Source organism: Rhizobium sp. 16-488-2b, from assembly GCF_017741815.1.
Lineage (GTDB): Bacteria > Pseudomonadota > Alphaproteobacteria > Rhizobiales > Rhizobiaceae > Rhizobium.
In genome coordinates, this window is the sequence record NZ_JAGHMF010000007.1 from 183,925 (window position 1) to 205,672 (window position 21,748).

The 21,748-nt window shown below is 62.1% G+C and carries 18 protein-coding genes; 9 read left to right on the forward strand and 9 right to left on the reverse strand.

Annotated features, from left to right (window positions below):
• From J5286_RS07100 to J5286_RS07110, 3 genes are all read left to right on the forward strand, one after another.
• Window positions 1-2,205 carry a molybdopterin-containing oxidoreductase family protein gene (locus J5286_RS07100; protein WP_209189787.1) on the forward strand — a complete coding sequence of 735 codons (2,205 nt, stop codon included), beginning with the start codon at window positions 1-3 and terminating at the stop codon, window positions 2,203-2,205.
• Window positions 2,202-2,801, forward strand: coding sequence for an NUDIX domain-containing protein (locus tag J5286_RS07105; protein WP_209189788.1), 600 nt, complete (start codon window positions 2,202-2,204; stop codon window positions 2,799-2,801). The genes J5286_RS07100 and J5286_RS07105 overlap by 4 nt, the downstream gene beginning before the upstream one ends.
• Before the next feature lie 76 nt (window positions 2,802-2,877).
• A complete protein-coding gene (locus J5286_RS07110) occupies window positions 2,878-4,041 on the forward strand; it encodes an alpha-D-ribose 1-methylphosphonate 5-triphosphate diphosphatase (protein WP_209189789.1) in 1,164 nt (387 codons plus the stop codon).
• Between the two features lie 12 nt (window positions 4,042-4,053).
• On the opposite strand, the gene J5286_RS07115 is transcribed toward J5286_RS07110, so the two are convergent.
• From J5286_RS07115 to purM, 4 genes are read right to left on the reverse strand one after another with little or no spacing between them, the layout of a single operon-like run.
• A complete protein-coding gene (locus J5286_RS07115; protein WP_209189790.1) occupies window positions 4,054-4,461 on the reverse strand; it encodes a type II toxin-antitoxin system VapC family toxin in 408 nt (135 codons plus the stop codon).
• Complete coding sequence (locus J5286_RS07120; RefSeq protein WP_209189791.1) at window positions 4,458-4,694, reverse strand: type II toxin-antitoxin system Phd/YefM family antitoxin; 237 nt, start codon at window positions 4,692-4,694, stop codon at window positions 4,458-4,460. The genes J5286_RS07115 and J5286_RS07120 overlap by 4 nt, the downstream gene beginning before the upstream one ends.
• A 53-nt stretch (window positions 4,695-4,747) precedes the next feature.
• On the reverse strand, window positions 4,748-5,407 hold the full coding sequence (gene purN / locus J5286_RS07125) for a phosphoribosylglycinamide formyltransferase (RefSeq protein WP_209189792.1): 660 nt from the start codon (window positions 5,405-5,407) through the stop codon (window positions 4,748-4,750).
• The gene (purM, locus tag J5286_RS07130) at window positions 5,404-6,477 is read right to left on the reverse strand and encodes a phosphoribosylformylglycinamidine cyclo-ligase (protein ID WP_209189793.1); all 1,074 of its coding nucleotides are present in this window, start codon (window positions 6,475-6,477) and stop codon (window positions 5,404-5,406) included. The genes purN and purM overlap by 4 nt, the downstream gene beginning before the upstream one ends.
• Window positions 6,478-6,722: 245 nt before the next feature.
• Here purM and J5286_RS07135 point away from each other — a divergent pair, with 245 nt between their 5' ends.
• The 4 genes from J5286_RS07135 (at window position 6,723) to ppx (ending at window position 12,361) form a co-directional block, all read left to right on the forward strand.
• The gene (locus tag J5286_RS07135) at window positions 6,723-7,844 is read left to right on the forward strand and encodes an AI-2E family transporter (protein ID WP_112941290.1); all 1,122 of its coding nucleotides are present in this window, start codon (window positions 6,723-6,725) and stop codon (window positions 7,842-7,844) included.
• Entirely contained in the window at window positions 7,841-8,554 is a 714-nt protein-coding gene (gene hdaA, locus J5286_RS07140) for a DnaA regulatory inactivator HdaA (protein ID WP_209189794.1), read from the forward strand. The genes J5286_RS07135 and hdaA overlap by 4 nt, the downstream gene beginning before the upstream one ends.
• Before the next feature lie 66 nt (window positions 8,555-8,620).
• Window positions 8,621-10,825 (forward strand): RNA degradosome polyphosphate kinase, encoded by a 2,205-nt coding sequence (locus tag J5286_RS07145; RefSeq protein ID WP_047513236.1) that lies wholly within the window; start codon window positions 8,621-8,623, stop codon window positions 10,823-10,825.
• A gap of 12 nt (window positions 10,826-10,837) precedes the next feature.
• On the forward strand, window positions 10,838-12,361 hold the full coding sequence (gene ppx / locus J5286_RS07150; RefSeq protein WP_209189795.1) for an exopolyphosphatase: 1,524 nt from the start codon (window positions 10,838-10,840) through the stop codon (window positions 12,359-12,361).
• 78 nt (window positions 12,362-12,439) lie between these two features.
• Here the strand turns inward: ppx and J5286_RS07155 are convergent, their stop codons facing one another.
• The 4 genes from J5286_RS07155 to J5286_RS07170 all read right to left on the reverse strand — a co-directional run bounded on the left by J5286_RS07155 (window position 12,440) and on the right by J5286_RS07170 (window position 17,722).
• On the reverse strand, window positions 12,440-13,798 hold the full coding sequence (locus J5286_RS07155) for an esterase-like activity of phytase family protein (RefSeq protein WP_209189796.1): 1,359 nt from the start codon (window positions 13,796-13,798) through the stop codon (window positions 12,440-12,442).
• Window positions 13,799-13,843: 45 nt separating this feature from the next.
• Entirely contained in the window at window positions 13,844-14,914 is a 1,071-nt protein-coding gene (locus tag J5286_RS07160; protein ID WP_209189797.1) for an adenylate/guanylate cyclase domain-containing protein, read from the reverse strand.
• Between the two features lie 162 nt (window positions 14,915-15,076).
• Window positions 15,077-16,222 carry a ribonuclease D gene (rnd, locus tag J5286_RS07165; RefSeq protein ID WP_209189798.1) on the reverse strand — a complete coding sequence of 382 codons (1,146 nt, stop codon included), beginning with the start codon at window positions 16,220-16,222 and terminating at the stop codon, window positions 15,077-15,079.
• An 84-nt stretch (window positions 16,223-16,306) separates the two neighbouring features.
• Window positions 16,307-17,722, reverse strand: a complete 1,416-nt coding sequence (locus J5286_RS07170) for a multicopper oxidase family protein (RefSeq protein ID WP_209189799.1) — start codon at window positions 17,720-17,722, stop codon at window positions 16,307-16,309.
• A gap of 268 nt (window positions 17,723-17,990) precedes the next feature.
• Here J5286_RS07170 and aspS point away from each other — a divergent pair, with 268 nt between their 5' ends.
• Window positions 17,991-19,781, forward strand: coding sequence for an aspartate--tRNA ligase (gene aspS, locus J5286_RS07175; protein ID WP_047513643.1), 1,791 nt, complete (start codon window positions 17,991-17,993; stop codon window positions 19,779-19,781).
• Window positions 19,782-19,844: 63 nt separating this feature from the next.
• On the opposite strand, the gene J5286_RS07180 is transcribed toward aspS, so the two are convergent.
• Window positions 19,845-21,011, reverse strand: coding sequence for a serine hydrolase domain-containing protein (locus J5286_RS07180; protein ID WP_209189800.1), 1,167 nt, complete (start codon window positions 21,009-21,011; stop codon window positions 19,845-19,847).
• 24 nt (window positions 21,012-21,035) lie between these two features.
• Between J5286_RS07180 and J5286_RS07185 the strand changes: the two genes are divergently transcribed.
• Window positions 21,036-21,725, forward strand: coding sequence for a TetR/AcrR family transcriptional regulator (locus J5286_RS07185; protein ID WP_209189801.1), 690 nt, complete (start codon window positions 21,036-21,038; stop codon window positions 21,723-21,725).
• Window positions 21,726-21,748: the final 23 nt, after the last annotated feature.

Consider the following 21,748-nt stretch of genomic DNA (forward strand, 5'->3'; position numbering starts at 1 on the left):
ATGAATTCGCGTGGGGGACGTCGTTTCCGGCTTTTGGCCGGTTTCCGGTTGGAATATAGAAACTCCATGAACATTGCGACCCCCATCGAAGCCAAATCCCCGAAGTCCTCCGTCCGGATCGGCCACACCGCCTGTCCGCACGACTGTCCCTCCACCTGCGCGCTGGAGGTGGAGGTCACGGATGATGGGCGGATCGGCCGCGTGCGCGGGGCAAACGACCACAGCTACACCTCGGGCGTGATCTGCGCCAAGGTCGCCCGATACGCCGAGCGCCTCTATCACCCAGACCGCCTGATGCACCCGCTGCGCCGCAAGGGCGCCAAGGGGGCAGGGCAGTGGCAGCAGATCTCCTGGGACGCCGCGCTTGATGAAATCGCCGAAGCCTTCGTCAAAGCCGAGGCCAAGGATGGCAGCGAGGCGATCTGGCCCTATTACTACGCCGGCACCATGGGCTGGGTACAGCGCGACAGCATCGACCGCCTGCGCCATGCCAAGCGTTATTCCGGCTTCTTCTCGTCGATCTGCACAAACCCGGCCTGGACCGGCTTCACTATGGCGACTGGCGTGCTCAGAGGCCCGGATCCGCGCGAAATGGCGCGCACCGATTGCGTCGTCATCTGGGGCACCAACGCCGTCGCCACGCAGGTCAACGTCATGACCCACGCGATCAAGGCGCGCAAGGAACGCGGCGCCAAGATCGTCGTCATCGATATCTACGACAGCCCGACGATGAAGCAGGCCGATCTGGCGCTGATCCTCAAACCGGGCACCGATGCAGCGCTCGCCTGCGCCGCCATGCATATCGCCTTCCGTGACGGCTATGCCGACCGCGCCTATATGGCGAAATATGCTGACGATCCCGCTGGCCTCGAAGCGCATCTGAAAACGAAGACGCCGGAATGGGCCGCCGCCATCACCGGGCTTTCGGTCGAGGAGATCGAGGCCTTCGGCAAACTCGTCGGCACGACAAAGAAGACCTTCTTTCGTCTCGGCTACGGCTTCACCCGCCAGCGCAACGGCGCGGTCGCCATGCATGCGGCAGCCTCGGTCGCAACCGTTCTCGGCTCGTGGCAATATGAAGGCGGCGGCGCCTTCCACTCAAACAGCGACATCTTCCGCATGAACAACGCGGAACTGACCGGCAAGTCGATGAAGGATGCCGACATCCGCATGATCGACCAGTCGCAGATCGGCCGCGCCTTGACGGGTGACGCCGTGGCGCTCCGCCATCGCGGCCCCGTCACCGCCATGCTGATCCAGAACACCAACCCTGTTAATATCGCGCCCGAGCAGCGGCTGGTGAAGCGCGGTTTCGCCCGCGACGATCTCTTCGTCGCCGTCCACGAGCAGTTCATGACCGATACCGCCGAGATGGCCGATATCGTCATCCCCGCCACCATGTTCGTCGAACATGACGATATCTATCGCGCCGGTGGCCAGAACCACATTCTGCTCGGCCCGAAGCTGGTCGAGCCGCCGGAAACGGTGCGCACCAATCTCTTCGTCATCGAGGAGCTGGCCAAGCGCCTCGGCGTTGCCGATCGTCCTGGCTTCGGCTTCACCGCGCGCGAGATGATCGACCGCGTTCTCCAATCGAGCGAACTCCCCGGCTACGACCATTTCCTCGAGCACAAATGGTTCGACCGCCAGCCCGATTTCGACGACGCGCATTTCATCAACGGCTTCGCCCATCCAGACGGCCGCTTCCACTTTCGTCCCGATTGGCGCAACCAGCCGGCGCCGAACCGCCCGCCGGAAGCCGTCGGCCTGCTTGGCCCTTATCCGGAGCTGCCGCCGTTCCCGGATCAGGTCGACGTGATTGAAGTCGCCGATGCCGAGCATCCGTTCCGCCTCGCCACATCGCCCGCCCGCAACTTCCTGAACTCCAGCTTCGCCGAGACCAAGACCTCGCGTCAGAAGGAAGGACGACCGGAGCTCATGATCAATCCCGCCGATGCGGAAGCCCAAGACATCGCCCACGGCGATCTCGTCCAGGTCGGCAATGCGAGAGGCGAAGTCCGCCTGCATGCCAAGCTGACGACCGAGGTGAAACCGGGCGTGCTGATCGCCGAGGGCCTGTGGCCGAACAAGGCGCATGTGGATGGTGAAGGCATCAACGTTTTGACCGGCGCCGATCCCGTCGCGCCCTATGGCGGCGCCGCCGTCCACGACAACAAGGTTTGGCTTCGCAAGGATGCGGCATGACGAAATTTGAAAAGGCGAAGGCCGAGATCATCCAGGAAAGGACGCTCTCGGATGGCTGGACGCGGCTCAGCACCTACGAGGTCGATTACACCAACTCCGATGGCGAAACGCACCGCATCCACCGCGAGATCTACCACCGCACCCCCGCCGCCACGATCCTGCTGCACGACCCGAAGCGCGACACCGTCGTCCTCGTCCGCCAGTTCCGTCTGCCCGTCTACCTCCACGGCGAGCCGGCGTGGATGCTGGAAACGCCGGCCGGCCTGCTCGATGGCGATGAGCCTGAGGCCGCCATCCGCCGCGAAGCGATCGAGGAGACCGGCTTCCGCGTCCGCGATGTCCGTTTCCTGTTCAAGGCCTACAGCTCGCCCGGCGCCAACGCCGAACTCGTCCACTTCTTCTCGGCCTCGATAGACACCGAAGACCGTGTCTCCGAAGGCGGTGGCTTGGCCGAGGAGCACGAGGACATCGAAGTCGTCGAAATCCCGCTCGATGAGGCAGTGGCGATGATTGCCAGCGGCGAGATTATCGACTTCAAGACGATCATTCTGCTGCAATGGGCGGCGCTGAATAGGGCTGCCTTGAATAAGCCCTAAGGCATTCATTCGCATGTCATGAATCGGGGCTATCGGCTCCAGCCTGTCATAATTGCCTGATATGAGGAGAAAGCCGATGTGGCTCAGCAATTTCACGATCGTTCTGCCGGATGAGGTCGTGAACAACGGCTCGGTGCGCATCGAGGATGGCGTCATCGCCGAGATCCGCCCGGAGACGGTCGCCAATGCGGCAATCGATGGCGATGGCCGCCTGCTGATGCCGGGGTTCGTCGATCTCCACGGCGACATGATCGAGCGCGAGATCGCGCCGCGTCCCAACGCCATGATGCCGATCGGCTTTTCCATCCACGAACTCGACAAGAAGCTCGCCGCCCACGGCGTGACGACCGCCTACGCCGCAGTCTCCTTCGCGACCGAAAGCGTCTACGGCCATGTCCGCTCGCTGGAAACCACCTGCGCCGTCATCGAGGGCGTCAGCCGCTTCAAGGACAGCCTCCTGATCGATCACCGCGTTCATGCGCGTTACGAGATCACCAATGTCGGCGCGGCCCCGGCGCTTGAAAAGCTGCTGGATGCCGGCCATGTCGACATGGTGTCGCTGACCGACCATACGCCGGGGCAGGGCCAGTACAACGACATCCAGAGCTATATCCTGAGCATGGCCGAGCGCCGTGCCATCTCCGAGGAAATGGCCGCCGAGATGGTCGCCAAGCGCATCGCCATGCGTGACAATCCGGAGATCGAGACCACGCTTCGCCATATCGTCGACCTGTCGCTGCGCCACAAGCTGTCGCTCGCCTCGCATGACGACGATAGCGCCGAGAAGGTGGCTGAGATGCATGCAATGGGCGTCACGATCAGCGAATTCCCGGTAACGCTGCCGGCAGCCGAGGAAGCGCGCCGCCGTGGCCTCTGGACGCTGATGGGCGCGCCGAATGCGCTGCGCGGCCAGTCTATGTCGGGCAATCTGAGCGCGCTCGATGCCGCCCGCGCCGGCGTCCTCTCCGTCATCGCCGCCGACTATCATCCGGCCGCCTTCGTGCCGGGCATCTTCAAGATCGCCGAGGCCACCAACCTGCCGACCGCCGTTGCCATGGCAACCAAAAACGCCGCCCGCTCTGCCGGCCTCACCGACCGCGGCGAAATCGCCATCGGCCAGCGCGCCGATCTGGTAGTCGTCGAAGCCGGCGACATCCACCGCATCCGCGCCACCTTCCGCGGCGGCCGCTTCGTCTACAGCGACGGCACGCTGCACCAGCCGCGGGCGATCGCGGCGTAGGGGGTGATCCGATCAAGTGAGCAGCGGTGCGTTTTCGCGTGCCGCTGCTTCGATCAGTTGCTTGTCCAAAGTGGCGAGTGGCAGTTTTGTTTGAATTGCCAATGCGAGGTAAGCCGCGTCGTAGGCGGTCAACCGGTGTCGCTCCGCCAAGCCAAGAATTGTGTCATCGCCCGGCGACCGCTGCGTGAAGATGCTCAGTCCGCGCAAAAGTTTCACACCTTCACGGGCCTTGTCGAAGTCGATCCGATTGCGCCTTCTCGCCATCATCAACACATTGCGCACTTCGTGCCACAATAAGTCGGGAGCGATTGCGTCGGAGGTTTGCAGATGGACGAATGCGGCAGCCGCGATCGGCGAGCTTTCGTCTGGCAAAACCCAGCTGCACACGACAGATGAATCGACGACGAATTTGGCCGTCATCGCCGGCCCGTCGCCTTCCACTCGGCAATTTCTTCCGCTGTAATGCTTGGCATGGTTTTCCGGAAGGCAAGGACGGCCTCGATGGCCTGCCTGCGCTTTTCGCGATCCGCCACGACAGGGGCCAACCTCGCCACCGGCAAACCATCGCGCAGGATAACGACCTCCTCGCCGGCTTCGACCTTGGCAAGAAGTTCGGGAAGGCTCGCTTCATCGATATTGACGGTAACAGTCATGGCGTCGCTCCGTGGGCCACGCACATGATGATCTGCATAATCTCGTCGGTCAATCAGGCGGAGATCACGGCACCGGTTGCGGTGGCGTCGGACGCATCGGCCGTCCTAACAGCCTTGCCACCGTCCATTCGCACCTTGCCCTCGGCAAACAGCCTCAGCGCTTGCGGATAAATCTTGTGCTCGACGGTGAGCACGCGTGCCGCCAGCGTGTCGGTCGTGTCGTCGGAGAGTACAGGCACTGCCGCCTGGCCGATAACAGGACCTTCATCCATGCCCTCGGTGACGAAATGCACCGTGCAGCCGGCGATCCGCATGCCGGCGTCGATGGCGCGCTGGTGCGTGTGCAGGCCGGGGAATAGCGGCAGCAGGGAAGGGTGGATGTTGATCATCTTCCCTTCGTAGCGCTGGATGAACGCCCCGCTCAGGAGACGCATATAGCCCGCCAGGCAGAGAATGTCGGGCGACAGCGCGTCCAGCGCTGCGAAGATCGCCTCCTCGTGCGCTTCCTTGCTGGCGTAGTCCTTGCGCGAAAAGGCGAAGGTCGCGATGCCCTCGGCGGCCGCCTTGGCAAGTCCACCAGCATCCGGCTTGTCGGAGATCACGCCGACGATTTCGGCCGGGAAATCCTGATCTTTCGCCGCAGCGACCAGCGCCAGCATGTTGGAGCCGCCGCCCGAGATGAAGACGACGACGCGTTTGCGCGGAGACGTCATATGGCGAGCGTGCCCTTGTAGAGCGTGCCGTGAGCGCCTTCAGCGCGCGCGATCATCCGGCCGAGCCGCACGACGCTTTCGCCCTGGGCTTCCAGCGCCGAAATGACGGTGTCGGCATTCTCGGCGGAGACGACGGCGATCATGCCGATGCCGCAGTTGAAGGTGCGCAGCATCTCGTTTGCTTCCACGCCGCCGGTCTTCGACAGCCAGGAAAACACGGCCGGAACCTTGACGGCGGCAAGATCGATCTCGGCGGCGAGGTGCTTAGGCAGCACGCGCGGGATATTCTCGGGGAAGCCGCCGCCGGTGATGTGCGCCAGCGCCTTGATTGCGCCGGTCTCGCGGATGACGCTCAAGAGCTGCTTCACATAGATGCGGGTCGGGGTCAGCAGCGCTTCACCAAGCGTCTTGCCATCTGCGAACGGTGCCGGCGCGTCCCAGGCGAGGCCCGAAAGGCCGACGATCTTGCGCACCAGCGAGAAGCCGTTCGAGTGGACGCCCGAGGATGCGAGGCCGAGGATGACGTCGCCTTCACCGATATCGCCGGAAGGCAGCAGCTTGCCGCGTTCGGCCGCACCCACGGCAAAGCCGGCCAGATCGTAATCGCCGGAGGAATACATGCCCGGCATCTCGGCGGTCTCGCCGCCGATCAGCGCACAGCCCGCGTCGCGGCAGCCGGCGGCAATGCCTTCGACGATCGCCGCACCCTGGTCCGGATCGAGCTTGCCGGTTGCGAAGTAGTCGAGGAAGAACAGCGGTTCGGCGCCCTGGACGACGAGATCGTTGACGCACATGGCGACGAGGTCGATGCCGACGGTGTCGTGATAGTCGGCGCCGATCGCGATCTTCAGCTTGGTGCCGACGCCGTCATTGGCCGCAACCAGAACCGGATCCGTGAAGCCTGCTGCCTTGAGGTCGAACAGGCCGCCGAAGCCGCCGATTTCGCCATCCGCGCCGGGGCGGCGGGTCGAGCGTACGGCGGGCTTGATCTTTTCGACGAGAAGGTTGCCAGCGTCGATATCCACGCCTGCATCGCTATAGGTGAGACCGTTTTTTCCGGACTGGCTCATACTGCTCTCCGATGGCTGTCGTCGGGCGGGAAATATCCCCGCGTCACATGCGGGTCGCAATTGCATGACAGGGGCTTTTATGCAAGGCGTTGCGTGGCAAAAGCCCCAATTTCCCGCTCTTTTGAACGGAGCTTCTGGGAAATTGGACGCTGGGGTTGACCATTCTCGCGGGTGCATCCTATGTGGCTCGCAGGCCGTATCGCTGCGATGCGGCAAATACCGACGTTCGATCAGCGGAGAACATGATGCCACACCAGGTTAGCGGCGCCGGTCTGAAGCGCCAGGTTATCTTCTGGCTGTTCGTGCTCGCCGCCTTCATCGCCTTCCTCTTGGTGTTCAGCTCCATTCTGCTGCCGTTCCTGGCCGGCATGGCGATCGCCTATTTCCTCGATCCGGTGGCCGACCGGCTGGAAAGGCTCGGCCTCAGCCGTCTGATGGCGACCATCGTCATCCTGATCGCCTTCGTCATCCTGATCGTCCTGGCGCTGATGATCCTGATCCCGATCCTTGCCAGCCAGTTCGCCGATTTCGCCGGCCGCCTGCCGGGTTATATCGATCAGCTGCAGACCTTCATTGCCAAGCAGCAGAACTCGATGCTGCCGGATTGGATCAAGAACCAGCTCGGCACCATCAAGAACAATTTCTCGGAAATCCTGTCTCAGGGCTTCGGCCTGCTCACCGGGCTGTTCAGCCAGGTCTGGAGCTCTGGCCTTGCTGTCGTCAATGTGATCTCGCTGATGGTCGTGACGCCAGTTGTCGCCTTCTACATGCTGCTCGATTGGGACCGGATGGTCGCCAATATCGACAAGTATGTGCCCCGCGATTATGTCGCCAACGTCCACCAGATCATGCGCGAGATCGACCAGGCGATCGCCGGCTTCATTCGCGGGCAGGGGTCGCTCTGCCTGATCCTCGGCATCTGGTATGCGGTCGGACTGTCGCTGGTCGGGCTGAATTTCGGCCTGCTGATCGGCCTCTTTGCCGGCATGATCAGCTTCATTCCTTATGTCGGTTCCACGGTCGGCTTGATCGCCGCAGTCGGCGTGGCGCTCGTGCAGTTCTGGCCTGACTATATCTGGGTCGGCGCGGTTCTCGCGGTCTTCTTCAGCGGTCAGTTCATGGAAGGCAACATCCTGCAGCCGAAGCTCGTCGGCCACAGCGTCGGCCTGCATCCGGTCTGGCTGATGTTCGCGCTGTTTGCTTTCGGCGCGCTATTTGGGTTCGTCGGCCTTCTGGTCGCGGTGCCGGCTGCTGCGGCCGTCGGCGTCCTTGTTCGCTTTGCGCTTTCACGATATCTTGAGAGCGACCTGTATGCGGGCGAGGCGAAGGCCACCCCGGTGCGGAAGACAAAAGCTGGCCCGAAATGACTGACGTGAAAAACGCTGACTCAAGGCGCAAGCCTGTGGAGCAGCTGCCCTTGGCCTTTTCCCATGATGCCGCGACCGGTCGTGACGATCTGCTGATCTCCGAGCGGCTGGCGGCGGCTGTCGAGATCGTCGATGCCTGGCCGAACTGGCCGTCGCCGGTCGTCATCCTTGCCGGCCCGGTCGGATCGGGCAAGTCGCACCTCGCCAATATCTGGAAGGATCACAGCGGCGCCACGCTTATCCATCCGAAGGCCGGCGCCAATGCGGCAGTGAACGCCGCCAACGGCCCGGTCTTGTTTGAGGATGTCGATCGCCTCGGCTTCGACGACACCGAACTCTTTCACGTCATCAACAGCGTGCGCGAAAACGGCCACAGCCTGCTGATGACCAGCCGTCTATGGCCGATGTCCTGGCCGGTCGAGCTGGCCGATCTGCGCTCTCGCCTCAAGGCCGCGACCGTCGTCGAGATCGGCGAGCCGGACGAGGAATTGCTGTCTCAGGTCATCGTCAAGCTGTTTGCCGACCGCCAGCTTTATATAGATGACAAACTGGTGCTCTATATTGTCGTCAGGATGGAGCGATCGCTGAACGCCGCGCAGACGATCGTCGAGCGGCTTGACCGATTGGCGCTCTCCCGCGGCACCAAGATCACGCGCGCGCTCGCCGCTGAAGTGTTGAATGAATTGGGCAATTCCGATCCGGCTGATTGACTGTCACAGTTCCGTCGTGAAACTGATATATTCGGCTTGGCGCAATCATGAGGGGACGATCGAACGATGGACAGTGCAGTCGCGGGAAACCAGGAAACGGCTCCCGAAACCAAGGCGAACGTTCCTCCGCTTGAAGAACTGCTCTCCAGCCCCGAGCGCTTCATCAACCGCGAATTTTCCTGGCTGCAGTTCAATCGCCGCGTTCTTGAGGAAACGCTGAACACTGAGCATCCGCTGCTTGAGCGCGTTCGCTTCCTGTCGATCTCGGCCGCCAATCTTGATGAATTCTTCATGGTGCGCGTTGCCGGTCTCGAAGGCCAGGTGCGCCAGAACATCGTTGTGCGCACGCCCGATGGCAAGACGCCGGCCGAGCAGCTCGAATCCATCCTGCAGGAAATCGACAATCTGCAGATGGAGCAGCAGGCCTCGCTGGCCGTGCTGCAGCAGTACCTCGCCAAGGAAGACATCCTGATCGTCCGCCCCGGCGCGCTCAGCGAAAGCGATCGCAACTGGCTCGCCACAGAGTTCGAGCAGGCGATCTTCCCGGTGCTGACGCCGCTCTCGATCGACCCGGCGCACCCATTCCCCTTCATCCCCAATCTCGGCTTCTCGATTGGCCTGCAGCTGGTCAGCAAGAATGGCCGCGAGCCGATGACGGCGCTGCTGCGCCTGCCGCCGGCGCTCGATCGTTTCGTACGTCTGCCCGATGACGGCAACACGATCCGTTACATCACGCTCGAGGACGTCGCCAACATCTTCATCTACCGGCTCTACCCGGGCTATGAGGTGCAGGGTTCCGGTACATTCCGCATCATCCGCGACAGCGATATCGAAGTTGAAGAAGAAGCCGAGGATCTCGTCCGCTTCTTCGAAACCGCACTGAAGCGCCGTCGCCGCGGTTCGGTCATCCGCCTCGAAACCGATTCTGAAATGCCGGCTTCGCTGCGCCAATTCGTGGTGCAGGCAACCAACGTGCCCGACAATCGCGTCGCCGTTCTGCCGGGCTTGCTTGCGCTGAACACGCTGTCCGAGATCACCAAGGCGCCGCGCGACGATCTGCGCTTCCCCTCCTACAATGCGCGATTTCCCGAACGCGTCCGCGAACACGCCGGCGATTGCTTCGCCGCCATTCGCGAAAAGGACATGGTGGTTCACCACCCCTACGAGTCCTTCGACGTGGTGGTCCAGTTTCTGCTCCAGGCTGCGCGCGATCCTGACGTCCTGGCGATAAAGCAGACGCTCTACCGCACCTCCAACGACAGCCCGATCGTCCGCGCGCTGATCGACGCCGCTGAATCCGGCAAGTCGGTCACGGCGCTTGTCGAACTGAAGGCGCGTTTCGACGAAGAGGCCAACATCCGCTGGGCGCGCGACCTCGAACGCGCCGGCGTGCAGGTCGTTTTCGGCTTCATCGAATTGAAGACGCACTCGAAGATGTCGCTGGTCGTTCGCCGCGAAGAGGGCAAGCTGCGCAGCTACTGCCATCTCGGCACCGGCAACTATCACCCGATCACCGCGAAGATTTATACCGACCTGTCGTTCTTCACCTGCAATCCTGTCATTGCCCACGACATGGCCAATATCTTCAACTTCATCACCGGCTATGGCGAGCCGGAGGAGAGCATGAAGCTCGCCGTTTCGCCCTATACACTGCGCTCGCGCATCCTTCGTCACATCAACGAAGAGATAAAGCACGCCAAGAACGGCGCGCCGGCGGCCATCTGGATGAAGATGAACTCGCTCGTCGATCCCGAAATCATCGATGCGCTCTATACGGCGAGCCACGCCGGCGTTGAGATCGATCTCGTCATCCGCGGCATCTGCTGCCTGCGCCCGCAAGTTCCCGGCCTGTCGGAAAACATCCGCGTCAAGTCGATCGTCGGCCGCTTCCTTGAGCACAGCCGCATCTTCTGCTTCGGCAACGGCCACGGTCTGCCATCCGACAAGGCGCTGGTTTATATCGGCTCGGCCGACATGATGCCGAGAAATCTGGATCGCCGCGTCGAAACGCTGGTTCCGCTCATCAATCCGACCGTGCACGAGCAGGTTTTGTCACAGATCATGCTGGGCAACCTCATTGACAATCAACAAAGCTACGAGATATTGGCCGACGGAACGTCAAGGCGCATGGAGGTGCGCAAGGGCGAGGAGCCGTTCAACGCGCAACAGTATTTCATGACCAATCCCAGCCTTTCGGGCCGTGGTGAAGCGTTGAAATCCAGTGCGCCAAAGCTGATCGCCGGCCTTCTTTCCGGCCGCACGAAACGATAAAACTGGACCTGCATGGTTGAATCAGAAGCCCAGGGGCGCCTTCCAGGGATTGCCCCGGTCTCCGTTGTCGATATCGGGTCGAACTCGATCCGTGTGGTCATCTATGAAGGCTTGTCGAGATCGCCCACGATCCTTTTCAACGAAAAGGTTCTCTGCGGTCTCGGTAAGGGCATAGCGCTCACCGGCAAGATGGACGAGGCCAGCGTCGAACGTGCGCTTTCCGCTCTGCATCGCTTCAAGGCGCTGTCCGATCAGGCACGCGCGGCCACCATGTATGTGCTGGCGACGGCCGCTGCCCGCGAGGCATCGAATGGCCCCGACTTCATTCATCGCGCCGAAACCATCCTGCAGCGCAAGGTGCGCGTTCTCTCGGGCGAGGAAGAGGCCAAGTTCTCCGCGCTCGGCATCGTCAGCGGTTTCTACACGCCGGATGGTATCGCCGGTGACCTCGGCGGCGGCTCTCTGGAGCTGATCGATATCAAGGGCAAGGAACTCGGCCAGGGCGTGACGCTGCCGCTCGGCGGCCTGCGTCTGTCGGAATATGCCGGCGGATCGATGGAGAAGGCCCGCACTTTCGCCCGCAAGCACGTGAAGACCATCTCCAAGCTACTGGCCAAGGGCGAAGGGCGCACGTTCTACGCCGTCGGCGGCACCTGGCGAAACATCGCCAAGCTGCACATGGAGATGACCAACTATCCGCTGCACATGATGCAGGGCTACGAGATCTCGCTTGAGCAGATGATGCTGTTTCTCGATCAGGTCGATGCCGCGAGGGACTCCAAGGACCCCGCCTGGATGGCGGTTTCGAAGTACCGCCGCGCATTGCTGCCCTTCGGCGCCGTTGCGATGAAGGAAGTGCTGAGCGTCATGAAGCCCTCGGTGATCTCCTTCTCAGGGCAGGGCGTGCGCGAGGGCTATCTCTACTCGCTGCTGTCCGAAAGCGAACGCCGTGCCGATCCGCTGCTGGAAGCGGCTCGCGAGCTGGCGATCCTGCGTGCCCGCTCGCCCGAACATGCCCGCGAGCTCTCGGAATGGACCGGCCGGATGATGCCGTTCTTCGATATCCTGGAGACGCCGGAAGAAGCCCGCTATCGCCAGGCCGCCTGCCTGCTTGCCGACATCAGCTGGCGCGCCCATCCCGATTATCGCGGCCTGCAGGCGCTGAACATCATCGCCCACACATCCTTCGTCGGCATCAGCCATCCCGGCCGCGCCTTCATCGCGCTTGCCAATTACTACCGCTTCGAAGGCCTGCACGACGACGGCGCGACCAGCCCGCTGGCAACGATCGCGACACCGCAATATGTCGAGCGCGCCAAGCTGCTCGGCGGCATGCTGCGCGTCGTCTACCTGTTCTCGGCCTCGATGCCCGGCATCGTCCGCAATCTGACCTTCCGCAAATCCAACGATCCCGATCTCGACCTCGAATTCGTCGTGCCCTCGGAGTATCGCGATTTCGCCGGCGAGCGTCTCGATGGCCGCCTGCAGCAGCTTGCGAAGCTCACCAACAAGCGCCTGGCTTTCCGCTTCGAATAGCGCTCCGCCGCTCAATCCCATACCAACAAAACGGCCCCCGCTTTCTCGAACGGGGGCCGTCTTGATTTCGATCGATGCTTACTTGGCGTTCAGCAGTTCGCCGACTTCGAGCAGGCTGAACTCGTTGTCGTCAGCCTTGTCGACGGCGCGGCCGGCCGAGAAGGGCAGGTTGTTGTCGTTGCCGACCACGATATGGGTGGCATCGACGCGGTCGACGTTTTCGATCGTCACGAACGGCATGTCGTAAACGCCATCCTTGGTGCCGGCCTTCTTCTTGTTGTCTGGATCCTTGATATCGAGAAGGTCGATATAGCCGATCTTGCGAACGGCGCCGTTTGCGTTGGCGTCGTTGAACTCGATCTTGTAGATGCGCTTCAGCTCGGCGGGAGCCTCGAAGCAATCGGCCTTCGGCTGCTTGGGATCGGCGCAAGCCTTGTCCTTGCTGCCGGCGCCGTTGTCACGCTCGATCACCAGCGCGGTGGTGTCGTCGAGCATGTTGAAGTCGCCGATCGCAATGCCCTTTTCTTCCAGCGGGTAGAGCCAGCTGCGGCCGGTCCAGTTCTTGGCCGCCGTGTCGAATTCAACGATGCGCAGGCCCGTGCGGCCATCGACCGCCTCGACCTTGCCGTCGTCCTGGAAGAGCGGGCCTTCGAGCAGGCCGTAGAGCTTGCTGCCATCCTTCGACATCGCAAGGCCTTCGAAGCCGCCGGAACGCTTCACGTTGAAGGCGGGCATCTTGGCAACCGGGTTTGCCGGAACCGAGAGCGTCGGGTTGTCGGGCGACAGTACCGGCTTGCCGTTGACCACGGTCGATACGACGTCGGTCAGCTTGCCTTCGGTGTCGAACTTCAGGATGTAGGGCCCGAACTCCTCGCCGATCCAGAAACCGTCGGCGACGGGCTGGATGGACTCGATGTCGAAATCAGCGCCTGTGAGGTAGCGCTTCTCCGCACCTTCAAGCACGATCGGGAAGGGTGCCCTCTTGTCGGGATCGGACAGGAACAGGTTCTTGACGACCTCGACCTTGCCGGTGGCCCAATCGAACTTCACCTGATGCAGGAAAAGCATGGCGTCGCTGGAGTTGGCCTTCGAGCCGAAGCCGTTGTCGGAAAGCGTCCAGAATGTGCCGTCTTCCATGGTCTTGATGCCGGAGAAGCCCTGGATCGGCTGACCGTCGAAGGGAAGCTTGAGGTCGGTCACGCGCGCGCCGTCCTTGCCCGGAACGGTGCCGAGCGCCTCGGTGCGCTTGCGATCCGGCGTCGTGAATTTGCCGGAGTGCTTAAGGAATTCAGGCGCGTCGGCGGGAGCCGGCACCATGGTGTTCGCCGGCAGAATAGCCTGGCCGGCGAGCTTTGCGGGAAATTGCGGCTGGTCGGCCATGGCCGAGCCGGAGATCAAAAGAACAAATGAAACGGAAGCAAGAAGAGCATTTTTCATCGAAACCCCCATGTGATGGAATGCGGGCTTCGATTAGCAGGCCTCTCATGTCGGCGCTTTGACACCCGCGTGAAGCTTTGGTGACGCTATGCGGTCGTCCGCCTTGACGAGCGAGATCACGCCGAGGCTCTGTCCGCGTCCTTTGACCGCATGCTGGCCGAGATCCTCCGCCACTACCTTGGCCGGCAGCTGGATCCGCTGGGCGAGGTCGGTCGATATCAGCACCGAGCGGTTCAGCGTCTTGCAGAGCGATTCGAGCCGCGATGCCGTGTTGATGGTGTCGCCGAAATAGGTGATCTTGTGATGGTCGATACCGATTTCCGCGGTGATGATGCTTCCGCCATGCAGCGCCGCCCGCAGCCTCGGCACCTGCCCATAGGTCGTCAGCCAGCTCTCGGCATCCGCTTCGATCGCATTGATGATGTCGAAGATACAGTTGACGCAGCGCGCGAATTTGACGCCACGGTCCAGCGGCCAGGTAATGATGGCGGCATCGCCGACATAGTCGACGATCGTTCCCTTGTATTTGCGCACCGGCTCGGCGAAGGCCGCAAACAGCGAGCTCAGCATCTGCTGCGCGCGCAGATCGCCATGCTTCTCCGCGAAGGTCGTTGAATCGACGAGGTCGATGAAGAGAAACACCCGCTCTTCGCTGACCGGCTTGCGGTAGCGGCTGATGAGCATGCTGGTGAACACTTCGCGGCCCAGCAACTCGCGAACTCTGAGAACAAAGATCATCAGCGAGCAGACCGCAAGCGCGTAAAGAAACGCATTGAACGGCAGCACCACCATGTCGACCCAGGAATGGGGGATGACGATGCCGGTTCCCCATAGCGAAAGGCCGGCGGCAGCGAAGCCGATGCTCATCAGCACTTCGTAGATGAAAAGCTCCGCGAGGAAGAAGGTCAGCGTCGGCAGCGCTTCAACCCGGTTGCGCAGTCCGCGAAAAATCACCTTTCGCTCGAAGGCGATGATCGGCATACCCATGCACAATGCGAAGACGGCGCCGATGAGCGGGCGGCTGTCCTGGAAGAACATGACGCTGTAGAGTACGCCGCTTCCCGCCATGACGAGCATGATCAGAAGCCAGTTCTGGACTGGGGATACTTCTCTCATAAGGGTCTTTTCGTTCAGCCTTGGCCAGCGTGCGTCTCAAGCAATGTAGCCGCGCGAAAGCCCTTTCGGAAGGGGATTGGATATTCCGTCCGAAAAGATTTAGCTGAATGATTGGGCGCAGTTATGGCCTCAATCGAGGCGACGCAAAATTTGCGTCGCGACTTACAGAGCGACCGTCTCGACCTTTTTGCCGACGAAGCGCAACGCGACGTCGCCCTTGATCAGCTGCAGGGCGGGATCGCCGAACAGCTCGCGGCGCCAGCCGCGCAGCGCGCCCACATCGGCATTTTCGCCCTCGGCGGCGATCTTGTCCAGATCCTCGCTGTTGGCGATCACCTTGGGCGCGACGCCGTGCTTTTCCGAGATCAGCTTCAACAGAACCTTCAGGAGCTCGGCTGCGGCCGCGGCTCCCTCCGGCGCCTGGGTCTGTCTCGGCGCATGCGGCATCTCGGCCTTCGGCAGCGCGAGGGCCGTATTCACCGCCTCGACGACGGCGGCACCGGCAGACGACCGTTCCCAACCCTTCGGGATGGTGCGCAGGCGGCCAAGTGCTTCGGCGTCCTTCGGCTGCTGCTGGGCGATCTCATAGATCGCGTCGTCCTTGATGACGCGCGAACGCGGCACGTTGCGGCTGCGCGCTTCACGCTCGCGCCACGCGGCCACGTATTTCAGCACGGCAAGCTCCTGCGGCTTGCGCAGGCGCATCTTCAGGCGCTGCCACGCATCGTCGGGATGAATGTCGTAGGTCTCTTTCGCCTCGAGCACATCCATCTCCTCGGAGAGCCACAAGGAGCGGCCTTCGCGCTCGAGCTCTGCCTTGAGATAGAGATAGACGTCGCGCAGATGCGTCACGTCGGCCAGCGCATAGTCGAGCTGCTTTTCGGAAAGCGGACGGCGGCTCCAGTCGGTGAAGCGCGAGGACTTGTCGATCTGCACGCCCTTGGTGCGGCTGACCAGCTGGTCGTAGGAGACGGAATCACCGAAGCCGCAGACCATCGCCGCAACCTGCGTGTCGAAGATCGGATGCGGAATGAGGCCGCCCCGGTTGTAGATGATTTCGATATCCTGGCGCGCGGCGTGGAATACTTTCAGCACGCTGGCATTGGCCATCAGCTCGAAGAAAGGCTTCAGGTCGAGCCCCTTCGCCAGAGGATCGACAATCACTTCCGTCGTCGGGCTTGCCATCTGGATCAAGCAAAGTTCCGGCCAGAACGTCGTCTCTCGCAGAAACTCGGTGTCGATAGTAATGAATTCTGACTTGGCCAGCTCGATGCAGGCCGCCTCCAAATCGGCGGTTGTTTCAATCATCTCAATTCATTCGCAGGATAGACATAGTTGAACCTTTCCTTCTCCTTTCGGCCCAATATGTCAACCGCTACCGGCAAAGACTGGTCAAACAACCTTGACATAACTCGTCATGCCGGTCTTCTGATGCTCGATGATGTGGCAATGCAACAGCCAATCGCCGAGATTGTCGGCGACGAAGGCGAGCTGTACCTTCTCGTCCGGCTGTACCAGATAGGTGTCGGTGACGAGCGGAATCACCTCCCGCGTGGACGATGAAAGCACAGTGAAGCTCATCCCGTGCAGATGGATCGGATGCGTATGCGGCGTCACGTTCTCCAGCTGCAGGATATAGCTCTTGCCGAGCTTCAGTTCCGAAAGCGGTGCAGTCGGGTCGCTCGTGTCGCCCGGCCACGGCACCTTGTTGATGGCCCAGAAGCTGTAGCCCAGCGTGCCGCAGATGCTGTCGACGGGCGCATTCTCGGCGGTGGCGCTGAGAACAACCGAGATTTTTTCCGCCGAGGAGAGGTCGGCCTTGGCGACTGGGTTCGCGACGAGCGCTGCGAGATCGCCGACATTGCGCTTCAGCGAGGTGCCCACCGAACGCAGCTTGGCGATTGTTTTCGGCGTGGTCCCGCGAATGTCCTCCAGCGTCGCAACCGCGCCTTCGGTATCGGGCATCCGAACGGCAAGATCGAGGCGCTGGCCGGGGCCGATCAGCAACAGGTCGAGAGGGAAGCGCTTCGGCACGGGATTGCCGTCGATCGCGATCACGGTGGCCTCGGCACCCTCCATCTTCAGCGAGAAGATGCGCGTGACATCGGTGACGGCAACGCGCAGGCGGATCAGGCCGCCGGCCGGCGCGTCATATTGCGGTTCCTGGTGCCAGTTCGCGGTGCGCACCGTGCCGTAGGTGCCGGTCTTCGCCGCATCGCGCGGTCGGAACGCTGCGATGAACTGGCCGTCGCCGCCGAGGCGCCAGTCGCGCAGGTTCAGCACCACTTCGGAATCGAATGTCGGGTCGGCCGCATCCTCGACCACGATCACGCCGGTCATGCCCTGGCCCATTTGCGCCAGCGTGTTGCAGTGCGGATGATACCAGAAGGTGCCGGCATCGGGCGGCGTGAAGGCGTAGTCGAAGCTGTCGCCGGTATAGACATAGGGCTGCGTCATGAACGGCACGCCGTCCATCTTGTTGGGAATGCGCAGGCCATGCCAGTGGATGGTGGTGGGTTCGTCGAGCGTGTTGGTCAGCCGCGCCGCATAGGGCTTGCCCTTGGTCATCCGGAGCACCGGCGGCATCGCCGCACCGCCATGCGCGTCACCCCCCACAGCATCCCAAGTCATGATGTTCTTGGTCACGCCGGCGTCGGTCAACGTCGCCTGCGTCTTCAGCGCTTTCAAGACCTGCGGCTCGGGTGCCGCCTCCGCCATGCCGAACTTGCCCGCGATGCCGATGCCCATCCCGTAAGCGCCGGCGACGGCGGAAGCCTTCAGAAGGTTGCGGCGGGTGAGGAGGGGCATGGCGGAACTCCGGAGAAGAACGATACGTCCTCTTTAAAGTTGACCGCGACCTTCATCAATATGCCTCATGCAGCCAAACTGCCGCGGAGCTTGGCATATGATAAGGTTGCAACTACGCCGAAAACCGGGCGCAAAGCACGCGTGAGCCGTGCCAAGTCTTGACAAATCAGGCCGTCCATGCGCTTTTCCGCCCGATTTTCTTGTCGGCGCGAGAGAGCTTTTGAAGCCCCTGCTGCCGTCTTCAAGCCAAATACTGGAAATTGAGATGATGCATCGTTACCGCAGCCACACATGTGCAGCCCTCCGCAAGTCGGATGTCGGCGCCAATGTCCGGATTTCCGGCTGGGTCCACCGCGTTCGTGACCATGGCGGCGTTCTCTTCATCGACCTTCGCGACCACTACGGCATGACCCAGGTCGTCGCCGACCCGGATAGCCCGGCCTTCAAGATCGCCGAAACCGTGCGCGGCGAGTGGGTCATCCGCATCGACGGCGTCGTCAAGGCGCGTTCGGAAGACACCGTCAACAAGAACATGGCGACCGGCGAAATCGAACTCTACGCTCAGGAGATCGAAGTCCTCTCCGAAGCCAAGGAACTGCCGCTGCCGGTCTTCGGCGAGCCTGATTATCCTGAGGACATCCGCCTCAAGTACCGCTTCCTCGACCTGCGCCGCGAGACGCTGCACAAGAACATCGTCAAGCGCAGCCAGATCATTTCCGATATCCGCAACCGCATGACGTCGGCCGGTTTCGGCGAATACACGACCCCGATCCTGACGGCGTCCTCGCCGGAAGGCGCGCGCGACTTCCTCGTGCCGTCACGTATCCACCCCGGCCAGTTCTTCGCCCTGCCGCAGGCGCCGCAGCAGTACAAGCAGCTCCTGATGGTGGCCGGTTTCGACCGCTACTTCCAGATCGCGCCGTGCTTCCGCGATGAAGACCCGCGCGCCGACCGCCTGCCGGGCGAATTCTACCAGCTCGACCTGGAAATGAGCTTCGTCACCCAGGAAGACGTCTGGGACACGATGGCCCCGATTATGACCTCGGTCTTCGAGCAGTTCGCCGAAGGCAAGCCGGTCACCAAGGAATGGCCGCGCATTCCTTACGACGTCGCGATCCGCAAGTACGGCTCCGACAAGCCAGACCTGCGTAACCCGATCGAAATGCAGGCCGTCACCGAGCACTTCGCAGGCTCCGGATTCAAGGTGTTCGCCGGCATGATCGCCTCGAACCCGAAGGTTGAAGTCTGGGCGATCCCGGCCAAGACCGGCGGCTCCAGAGCATTCTGCGACCGCATGAACGCCTGGGCGCAGTCGCTCGGCCAGCCAGGCCTCGGCTACATCTTCTGGAAGGAAGAAGACGGCAAGGTCGGCGGTTCCGGTCCGCTTGCAAAGAACATCGGCGAAGAGCGCACCGAAGCGCTGCGCGTACAGCTCGGCCTTGAAGCAGGCGACGCCGCCTTCTTCGTCGCTGGCGAACCTGCGAAGTTCTACAAGTTCGCGGGCGAAGCGCGCACCAAGGCGGGTGAAGACCTGAACCTCGTTGATCGCGACCGTTTCGAACTGTGCTGGATCATCGACTTCCCGTTCTACGAATGGAGCGAGGAAGACAAGAAGATCGACTTCGCCCACAACCCGTTCTCGATGCCGCAGGGTGGTCTGGAAGCGCTGCAGACCCAGGATCCGCTGTCGCTTAAGGCCTACCAGTACGACGCCGTCTGCAACGGCTTCGAAATCGCCTCGGGCTCGATCCGTAACCAGTCGCCGGAAGCCATGGTCAAGGCCTTCGAACTGGTCGGCCTCAGCCAGACGGATGTCGAAGAGCGCTTCGGCGGCATGTACCGTGCCTTCCAGTACGGCGCGCCTCCGCACGGCGGCTGTGCTTTCGGTATCGACCGTGTGGTGATGCTCCTGCTCGGCGCCAAGAACCTGCGCGAAATCACGCTGTTCCCGATGAACCAGCAGGCACAGGACCTCCTGATGAACGCCCCGTCGCCGGCAACGCCGAAGCAGCTGATGGAACTGTCGCTGCGCGTCATGCCGCCGGTCAAGAAGGACTGAGCGAACAACGCTTGAATGAGAAAAGCCCGGCGCAAGTCGGGCTTTTTTCGTTTCCGGGCAATGTCAGATAGCCGCGTAGATCGCCTGTTTGAGGTCGACGGTGAACCGGCCCCACATGCCCTCCAGCGCCGTATTGGTGAGCGCGACCACGGTGAGCTTCTTTGTCGGATCCACAAACCAGCTGTGGCCGTAAACCCCGCCCCATTGCAGGCTACCGCCAGACAGCGGAACCTGCGCGGCATCGGGATCGGTCACCACGGCCCAGCCGAAACCGAAGCCCGAGCCGGGCTCCACCTGCTGCCGCAGGCCATTGGCCTGGTCGGTCATCATGGTCGCGACCGTTTCCGCAGATAGCAACGCGCCGCCGCCCTGGCGGATGGTTTCGAGAATGCGCAGTATATCGTCCGCCGTGCCCGCCATTCCTGCGCCACCGGAGTGATAGGAGGAAGGGTCGAAAATCCGGTCCGGCGCAAACCGCACTGAACCCGTCAGCGCGGGAATGACGGCTTCCTGACCCATCCGCTCCGGCTCGGGCGAGGCATTGAAGTACGCGGCCGCCAATCGCTTCCGGTCGCGCACCGAAAACGCGGTGTCTGTAAGCCCGAGCGGGCCGGTGACGAGCTCCGCGACCGCATCGTCGAGCGACATGGCCATTTCCTGCTCGATGACGCCGCCGAGAACGTCGATCGCCAGAGAGTAGCACCAGCCTTCGCCCGGCGCGAACCGCAGCGGTGCACTCGCAATGCGCTTCAGGTTCTCCGCAAGCGCCATTCCAGGCTCGCCGATGCCGTCCGAAACGCCGGCGCGGGTATAGGGACCATCCTCGTCGATGAAGCAGTAGCTGAGGCCTGCGGTGTGGGTGAGCAGATGGCGAAGGCGGATGACCGCTTCCCCGCCATCGGCAAGCCGCGGCCGGAAGTCGGGCAGCCAGCGTGTGATCGGATCGTCCAAACCCATCCGGCCCTGTTCGACCAGTCGCATGGCGGCAATCGTCACGATCGGCTTGGTGACCGAGGCAAAGCGGAAGATCGTGTCCTCGGTCATCGCCAGTCCGGCCTCCCGGTCCGCCAGCCCGGCTGCGCGCCGGTAGACCGGCTTTCCATCTTGCATGATCAGGACCACGGCGCCCACTAGCCGCTTGTCGTCAAGTGCGGCATCGATCGCTTTATCGACGCCTGCGCCGAAGGATATCGCCGCGTTATCAATCTTGATGTCTGGGGGAAGACTCATGAGATCAAACCTTCTATAATCACAATGACCATTCCTGAATATAACGGATCGCAAGATAATTCCAGAGTGAACGTTGTGAAAAATACAGAAAGTTCGAAACCTGAAACTCCCCGCAAGCGCGGCCGCCCACCTGCTTTCGACAGGGAGGTCGTTCTGGCGGCGGCGCGTGACGTCTTCTGGCAGCACGGCTACGATGGCTCATCGATCGCCGACCTGACGGCGTCGATGGGGATTACCCCCCAAAGTCTCTACGCGGCCTTCCGCTCAAAGGCTGATCTCTATCGCGAGACGCTCGATCAGTACCGTCGCATGCCACGGCAGGAGCCGGGCAACCCTTTGCAGGAAAAGATCGATACGGTAACGGCTTTCACGCGTTTCCTGCGGAACTCCGCATTCCTGTTCACGGCACCCGAACACCCCAAGGGCTGCATGATCTCGACGGCGGTGCTGAACTGCGCGGCGGAAAACGAGGACATCGCCTTTCACGTTTCATCCCTTCGGCTGCAGACGCTCGGCGCGTTCCAGGCGCGTATCGAGCGTGGGGTAGAGGAGGGCGATATGCGCGCCGACACCGACGCCGGCTCGCTTGCCCGTTTTCTCGGCGCCATGGTTCAGGGAATGTCGGTCCAGGCACGTGACGGTGCGGGCGCCGACGAACTCTTGGCAGCGGCTGATCACGCGATCAGCGAATTGAAACGCCACGGCATACGATGAAAAAAGGCCCGGCGAGCAATGCG

What these genes read in the sequence shown, in the direction of transcription:
- J5286_RS07185 (WP_209189801.1), top strand. Translation starts at nt 21,036, where the DNA reads ATGACCATTCCTGAATATAACGGATCGCAAGATAATTCCAGAGTGAAC.
- J5286_RS07170 (WP_209189799.1), bottom strand. Translation starts at nt 17,722, where the DNA reads ATGCCCCTCCTCACCCGCCGCAACCTTCTGAAGGCTTCCGCCGTCGCC.
- J5286_RS07105 (WP_209189788.1), top strand. Translation starts at nt 2,202, where the DNA reads ATGACGAAATTTGAAAAGGCGAAGGCCGAGATCATCCAGGAAAGGACG.
- J5286_RS07145 (WP_047513236.1), top strand. Translation starts at nt 8,621, where the DNA reads ATGGACAGTGCAGTCGCGGGAAACCAGGAAACGGCTCCCGAAACCAAG.
- J5286_RS07160 (WP_209189797.1), bottom strand. Translation starts at nt 14,914, where the DNA reads ATGAGAGAAGTATCCCCAGTCCAGAACTGGCTTCTGATCATGCTCGTC.
- purM (WP_209189793.1), bottom strand. Translation starts at nt 6,477, where the DNA reads ATGAGCCAGTCCGGAAAAAACGGTCTCACCTATAGCGATGCAGGCGTG.
- J5286_RS07180 (WP_209189800.1), bottom strand. Translation starts at nt 21,011, where the DNA reads ATGAGTCTTCCCCCAGACATCAAGATTGATAACGCGGCGATATCCTTC.
- J5286_RS07110 (WP_209189789.1), top strand. Translation starts at nt 2,878, where the DNA reads ATGTGGCTCAGCAATTTCACGATCGTTCTGCCGGATGAGGTCGTGAAC.
- J5286_RS07155 (WP_209189796.1), bottom strand. Translation starts at nt 13,798, where the DNA reads ATGAAAAATGCTCTTCTTGCTTCCGTTTCATTTGTTCTTTTGATCTCC.
- J5286_RS07120 (WP_209189791.1), bottom strand. Translation starts at nt 4,694, where the DNA reads ATGACTGTTACCGTCAATATCGATGAAGCGAGCCTTCCCGAACTTCTT.
- rnd (WP_209189798.1), bottom strand. Translation starts at nt 16,222, where the DNA reads ATGATTGAAACAACCGCCGATTTGGAGGCGGCCTGCATCGAGCTGGCC.
- aspS (WP_047513643.1), top strand. Translation starts at nt 17,991, where the DNA reads ATGCATCGTTACCGCAGCCACACATGTGCAGCCCTCCGCAAGTCGGAT.
- hdaA (WP_209189794.1), top strand. Translation starts at nt 7,841, where the DNA reads ATGACTGACGTGAAAAACGCTGACTCAAGGCGCAAGCCTGTGGAGCAG.
- J5286_RS07115 (WP_209189790.1), bottom strand. Translation starts at nt 4,461, where the DNA reads ATGACGGCCAAATTCGTCGTCGATTCATCTGTCGTGTGCAGCTGGGTT.
- J5286_RS07100 (WP_209189787.1), top strand. Translation starts at nt 1, where the DNA reads ATGAATTCGCGTGGGGGACGTCGTTTCCGGCTTTTGGCCGGTTTCCGG.
- J5286_RS07135 (WP_112941290.1), top strand. Translation starts at nt 6,723, where the DNA reads ATGCCACACCAGGTTAGCGGCGCCGGTCTGAAGCGCCAGGTTATCTTC.
- purN (WP_209189792.1), bottom strand. Translation starts at nt 5,407, where the DNA reads ATGACGTCTCCGCGCAAACGCGTCGTCGTCTTCATCTCGGGCGGCGGC.
- ppx (WP_209189795.1), top strand. Translation starts at nt 10,838, where the DNA reads ATGGTTGAATCAGAAGCCCAGGGGCGCCTTCCAGGGATTGCCCCGGTC.